Source organism: Sphingobium scionense (assembly GCF_014197035.1).
In the GTDB taxonomy this organism is placed as follows: domain Bacteria; phylum Pseudomonadota; class Alphaproteobacteria; order Sphingomonadales; family Sphingomonadaceae; genus Sphingobium; species Sphingobium scionense.
This window is the reverse complement of sequence record NZ_JACIEU010000071.1, coordinates 1-6,041: the sequence shown is the minus strand read 5'-3', so window position 1 is coordinate 6,041 and position 6,041 is coordinate 1. Positions and strand designations below refer to the sequence as shown.

Below are 6,041 nucleotides of genomic sequence, written 5' to 3'. Positions count from 1 at the left end.
AGATCAGCATCACGACGCCGAATTCGGCGGAGACGCCAGCGAGCGCGATGAAACCTACCCCGGTGGCGACCGACTGGTTGAAGCCGAGCAGATAGGGGTCGGTTCCGGCTGAGGGCGGAATGACACCCTCTCATGACTGCCATCCGAAACGCTGGTCGAGTTTACTCCTTCGCCGGCTGCAAGACCAGCGGTTACATTGACCTTGGCGGGTGTGCCGCGGGCGCCTGATCGACGACGATTGATCATGCTCTCATCCGCGGGTTGGTTACCGCACTACCCGTATCCGTCGCTGGGCCTATCCTCTGTCTAAGCACGGGCATCGGATGAACCTGCCCCTTGGTGTACCGAGGATTGCCCATCACAGTCGGGTGCCCGCGGCACGCCGGCCAAGGCTATGCAAATGGTCCGCTGGCGCCTCCTCTCGTGATTGTTACAAGTGGATCAGCCAGCCACAGCTGGTGACACGCGACGTGCAATGTCCCAAGCATAGCCGACCAGTTCACGCGCGATCGCAGTGGTCACCTTCGGCTGCGGTTTGCCGGTGGCTGCCAGGCGACGGTAGCGCTGACACAGGCGAACCTGTGCTTTCCATCCGATCGCCTGGATTTCGTCTGGTAAATCAGCAACGCGCTCACGATAACGGCGCTCCTCGCGGGCAGGAAGACGATACGACCATCCTGCTTCGACCAGCATGGTTCGGGCATGTCCATTACCCGCGCGGGTAATCCGGCCGCGCTTGGTACGAGCGCCGCTGGAATGCTCGGAGGGCACCAGGCCGACATAGGCCATCAACTGTTTTGGGTTGTCGAAGCGAGTGAGATCACCGACCTCGGCGACCAGCGTAGCGGCGACGATCAGCCTAATGCCGCGCAAGGCCTGGAGATTGTGGACCAGCGCTCCGAAATGCCAGGCTTGCATTGCTTCGCCCAGCGCGGCCTCGAGGCGACCGACCCGTGCCTGAGCCTCCAGCACCCGCTTTTGCATTTCCTCAAAGGCCAGCTGCTGGTGCGGGAAGTCGAAGCGCTGTTCCGATAACCACCGCCAGTACATCTTCGTCCAGGCCGTCTTGCCGCCAAAACGACGATCGTGGCGGAGCAGGAAACTTCGCACTGCCTGCCGCGCCTCGGTAGCATTTTCCTGAGCGCTTCGCCGGGCTCGGATCAGGTCGCGCACCGCCTCGTGGGCTTCGTCCGGCACCCAGATCGCGGTGAGCTCGCCGGCACGCAGCAGCCGCGCCAACGTCATCGCATCACGCCGGTCGGTTTTTACGTGATCCCCCGGCCGTCTCGGCATCATTGAGGGGGCGATAACGATACAAGCCTGTCCCAGTTTCGTCAGAAGCCGGTGCAAACCATAGCCGCAAGGGCCAGCCTCATAGCAGACGCTTAAAGTTACATCCGGCGCCGCCAGTCGCTTGACCAGCCTTCTGACTGCGTCGTTCTCATTGACGATTGTGCCTACAAAGCGCACCTCGCCTCCGCGTTCTCCATCAGCGACTGCGACCGCGATGGTTTCCTTGTGCACGTCCAAACCGACATATTTCACTGCCTGTGTCATGACTCGCCTCCGTTGCTCACCAATCCAACGTCAGCATCTCAGATTTGAGCCCTTGAGGCTCCGGCAGTCATTGGGTCTAAGCGCCGGCGTCCTTGGGCCAAAGGTACTCGCCAGTGAGGAGGATGTGTGCCCATCCGAGCGGCGAAATATGGGCGAGAAGATGGTCGGGGGTATCGAGCCCTTCGCGGCGCCGGGCCTCAACGGCATGGCCAAGGTGCAGGGTGTTCCAGTAGACGATGATGGCGGTGAGCAGGTTGAGGCCGGCGATCCGGTAATGCTGACCCTCCGTCGTGCGGTCGCGGATTTCGCCCTGACGGCCGATGCGCAGGGCATTTTTCAGCGCATGATGTGCCTCGCCTTTGTTGAGGCCGACCTGTGCACGGCGCTGCATGCCGACGTCGAGTATCCATTCGATGATGAACAGCGTCCGCTCGATCCGGCCCACCTCGCGCAGCGCGGAGGCAAGATCGTTCTGGCGCGGATAGGAGGCGAGCTTGCGCAAGATGCTGCTCGGCGCGACCTGTCCAGCGCTCATGGTGGCGGCGCAGCGGAACAGATCGGGCCAGTTGGAAACGATCAGCGCCTCACGCGCCTTGCCGCCCACCAGCGGGCGCAATTCGCTCGGCGTCGCGGCAGGGTCGAACACGTACAGTCGTTTGGATGGGAGGTCGCGGATGCGCAGTACAAGGCGGCAGCCGAGCATCGCGCTGATCCCGAACAGATGATCGGTGAACCCGCCAGTGTCGGCGTACTGCTCTTCGATCCGTCGCCCTGCCTCATTCATCGTCAGCCCGTCGAGTAGATAAGGTGCTTCGCTGACCGTGGCTGGAATGGTCCGCGATGCAAACGGCGCGAAGCGGTCGTTGACGTGGGTATAGGCCTTGATGCCGGGATCGTTGCCGTAGCGGGCGTTGATCGTATTCATCGCTTCGCCCTGCCGTGCGGCGGGGAAGAACTGGCCATCGGCCGATGCGGATCTGCCCATACCCCAGACCTGGGCCATCGGCAGCGCCCCTTGCGCCGCGACCACGTTGGCCAGCGCCTGGTCGATCGCCTCGCTTTCGACGTGCCAGCGAGCGAGACGGGAGAGTTGCCAATAGTCGTGAGTGTTGGAAGCCTCTGCCATCTTACGCAGACCCAAATTCAGGCCCTCGGCAAGCAGGACGTTGAGCAGGCCGATTCGGTCGCCGCATGGCACGCCGGTGCGCAGATGCGTGAAGGCATCAGTGAAACCCAGCGCGGTATCGACTTCGAGCAGCAGATCGGTGATGCGGACGGGCGGCAGCCGGCGATACAGATCAAGCACCAGATCCTCGATCCCATCCGGCGCGTCAGCGGTGAGCCGATCAATGCGCAGCGTGCCGTCCTCGATGCTGCCTTTCGGAATTGTACCGCTGCGCACGGCGCGACCGAGCCGGGCAAGGCCATCAGCGAGACGCACTTTGCGGTCAGCCAGCCAGACATGCGGGTCGGACGGGACCGCCAGCTTCGCGGCATGCGCGACCGCCATCGGCACGAGGACGTGGCGCAGGTCACCATATCGATGCGAGCGGTCGAGCCATATGTCGCCCGAGCGCAGCGCGTCGCGCAGGTGAAACATGACCGCGACTTCCCGGAGGCGGGCATCATCATCGCCCTTCGCCCGCAACTGTCGCCGCCATTTGGAATGCGGGCGCAAGAAATCGTCGGCCGCCGGAACTGCGCCCTTGGTAGCGATGACGGTAGCCGCGTCCAGCAAAGGCCGTGCAACCGCCGCAGCTTTGAGGTCGAGGCATCGCAGCATGCGCGGGGCATACCGACGGAAGCGGTGATACCCCTGATCAACATAGGCCAGCGGATCATCGCCCAAGGTGTCCGTCAACGTCTTGGCCGTAGCGACGAGGCTGGTGAGCCGTTCCCATCCCGCCCCGCCCGCGACCGCATCTTCCAGCGACGCGCCGTCGCCATGCGCTTCGAGCAATGATTGACCGAGTGCAGTGAAGCCGTTCAAAGTCGCAGTGGTAGCGCCTCTGGTTTCTACGACCCGCGCGTCATGCAGTTGCTTCGCGTCGCGCCAGGTGCGGCCAACGATCCGGTCATGTGTTTCGATCACCGCATCCGCAGTCGCCGTGGCCCATTCAATGACGCAGACCGCCATGATAGCGCGGCGCCGATCGGCGCCGAGGTCGCGCAGGCCATCGGCGAAGTAGCGCTCGCCCTGCCGGCGTAGCCGGGCGACGCGATGCGGTGGAACACCGGCAAGTATACCATCATTGAGGTTCATCGCGCGCAGGAACTCGAGCCGGTCGAGCAGCCGGTTCGCCGCGGCGGAGTTGTTGCCCGGCTCAATCCGGCGCAGCCAGATGAAGCGGCTGATCGCCCCCGGCAGCATCTCGGTAGTCAGTCGGTCGAGCCCATCACAGGCGACGGGATCGAGACGGGCCGCGATCCGCTTCTCGATCCGACGTTCGGCGGCGACGAGCGCGTCCGCGCACAAACGCTCGATTGTCGTGATCGCCGGCAGGATGGTCATGGTTTCACGGCAGCGGGCAATGAAGCGCCGGGCAAGGTCGTCGTTTGAGCGTGCCTGCTCGGCTTCGGCGAGAAGCCAATCGCGGAAAGCCCTGGCATACGGTCCCCGTCCGGGGAACATTCTGTATCCGTAGATACGGCGCAGCGCCTCCATGTGCTGGTGGCGGGTTTGGCGTCGAACGGCATAGGCCGCGAGCGTCTCGCCAGCGATGCCAAAGGGGCTCGGCGGATCAGGACAGGCATTGGACGGGGGCTATCTCTCGACGCTTCGGACGAAGTTCTGTTCGGCCGCTTGACCTTCCCACCGTGGCAAGCGGTACGGGCCCGACCTCCCTACGAAACCTGCGGACGAGAATTTCGATGATGCCGCTGAAATTACGTACGTTCTCCCCAGCCCCGTTTCGGGTGCACACCGAACTCTCATCAATGCCGCCCGGGTCGCCAGCAGGGCGCTCGGCAGCGTCACGAAACGCACGCCTTGGCCTTACCGGAGCCTTGCAGATCGCGGCCATCGGCGTGCTGACCACCGCGACGCCCGCCGCATCGCACTCGCTTCAGGAGGTTGAGCAGCAGCTCTTCAAGCGAGAACGCTACTTCCAGTCGGTTAACCAGCCGGCTCCCGAGTTCACCCTGCGAGACGCTGCGGGAAGGGTGCACCGCCTCCGCGATTACCGAGGCAAGGTCGTCATCCTCAACTTCATCTACACGAAGTGCCCAGACGTCTGCCCCCTCCATTCGGAGAAGATCGCACAGATCCAGAAGCAGACGAACATCTCCCCGATGAAGGACCAGGTCGCCTTCCTCACGATCAGCACAGACCCAAGAAACGACACCCCTAAGGTGATGAAGGAGTTCGGCGGTCAGCACGGACTGGATCCTGCAAACTGGACCTTTCTCACCACGCTGCCCTCGCAGCCGATCGGCACAACGCGGCAGTTAGCCGCCGCCTACGGCCTCAAGTTCACCACCATGCCCGACGGCATGCAGATGCATGGCGCCGTGACACACCTGATCGACCAGGAAGGCAGGCTGCGCGCGCGCTTCCACAGCCTGCGGTTCTCTCCCGTCAACGTCACGATCTTTGCGAACGCGCTCGTCAACAAAGCGCATACCCCGCACCCCCACGGCACAGAGGCGCTCACCCTTTGGGAGAGACTGAAGCTTTGGTTTTCCTCCTGGTGGGCATGAGCGTCAGCGGCGGCCGGCTTTCCACCACAGATGATCCGAGGAGACTCTAATGGCTGATCATTCAAGCCACGCAGGGCACATGGCCGTAAACGGTGACCGCAAAGCCCTGGTGATCTCCGGTGTCCTCACCGGCATCTACTTCGTCGTCGAGCTCGGCATTGGCATCTGGACCGGCTCTGTCGCAGTCACCTCAGATGCTTTTCACACGTTCTCGGCTGTCGGAGGCGTCCTGATCGCGCTCGTTGCGCAGCGGCTCGGTGAGCGAGGCGCAACACCGACGCACACCTTCGGATGGGGCCGCGCCGAAATCCTCGGAGCCCTGTTCAACGGAATCTTCCTGTTCGTCATGGCGGGCTACGTCATCTGGAGGGGCGCAACGCGCCTTCAGGATCCGATCGAGCTCGAGACGACCCCCATGCTCCTGGCTGCCAGCGGCGGGATCGTGACGGAGGTGATCTCGTTCTGGCTTCTATATCGGCGCCAGAAGGGCAACCTCAACATGAAGGGTGCCTTCTGGCACATCCTTCAGACGTTCGTCGGCAGCCTCATCGTGGTGGTCTCGGCACTGGTGATCCGCTTCACCGGGTTTCTGGAGATCGACCCACTGCTCGGAATCCTATTCGGCTTCGTTCTTTTCTGGGCTTCGTGGCGGATCATGAGCGCCTCGCTCCGGATACTGCTTCAAAGCACTCGTGGACTTGTAACGGATTTGTGCCGGTCACCTCTCTCATTATGCCACCTTGGCTTCGAAGGCGAGCGGGCTGATGCCGCCCAGATATGAATGT

3 protein-coding genes and 1 pseudogene are annotated in these 6,041 nt (G+C 63.0%); 2 read left to right on the top strand and 2 right to left on the bottom strand.

All coding sequences use genetic code 11. From position 1 onward, the window contains the following. Window positions 1-441 precede the first annotated feature (441 nt). On the bottom strand, window positions 442-1,557 hold the full coding sequence (locus GGQ90_RS28610) for an IS110 family RNA-guided transposase (protein ID WP_188084624.1): 1,116 nt from the start codon (window positions 1,555-1,557) through the stop codon (window positions 442-444). A 76-nt stretch (window positions 1,558-1,633) separates the two neighbouring features. After that, window positions 1,634-4,318 (bottom strand): annotated as a pseudogene (locus GGQ90_RS28605) (Tn3 family transposase); the annotation flags it as partial. 245 nt (window positions 4,319-4,563) lie between these two features. Here GGQ90_RS28605 and GGQ90_RS28600 point away from each other — a divergent pair. Together GGQ90_RS28600 and GGQ90_RS28595 are read left to right on the top strand one after the other, a co-directional pair. Then, a complete protein-coding gene (locus GGQ90_RS28600) occupies window positions 4,564-5,256 on the top strand; it encodes an SCO family protein (protein WP_218916892.1) in 693 nt (230 codons plus the stop codon). A 49-nt stretch (window positions 5,257-5,305) separates the two neighbouring features. After that, complete coding sequence (locus GGQ90_RS28595; protein WP_246428513.1) at window positions 5,306-6,037, top strand: cation diffusion facilitator family transporter; 732 nt, start codon at window positions 5,306-5,308, stop codon at window positions 6,035-6,037. The last annotated feature ends 4 nt before the right edge of the window (window positions 6,038-6,041 follow it).

What these genes read in the sequence shown, in the direction of transcription:
- GGQ90_RS28610 (WP_188084624.1), bottom strand. Translation starts at nt 1,557, where the DNA reads ATGACACAGGCAGTGAAATATGTCGGTTTGGACGTGCACAAGGAAACC.
- GGQ90_RS28595 (WP_246428513.1), top strand. Translation starts at nt 5,306, where the DNA reads ATGGCTGATCATTCAAGCCACGCAGGGCACATGGCCGTAAACGGTGAC.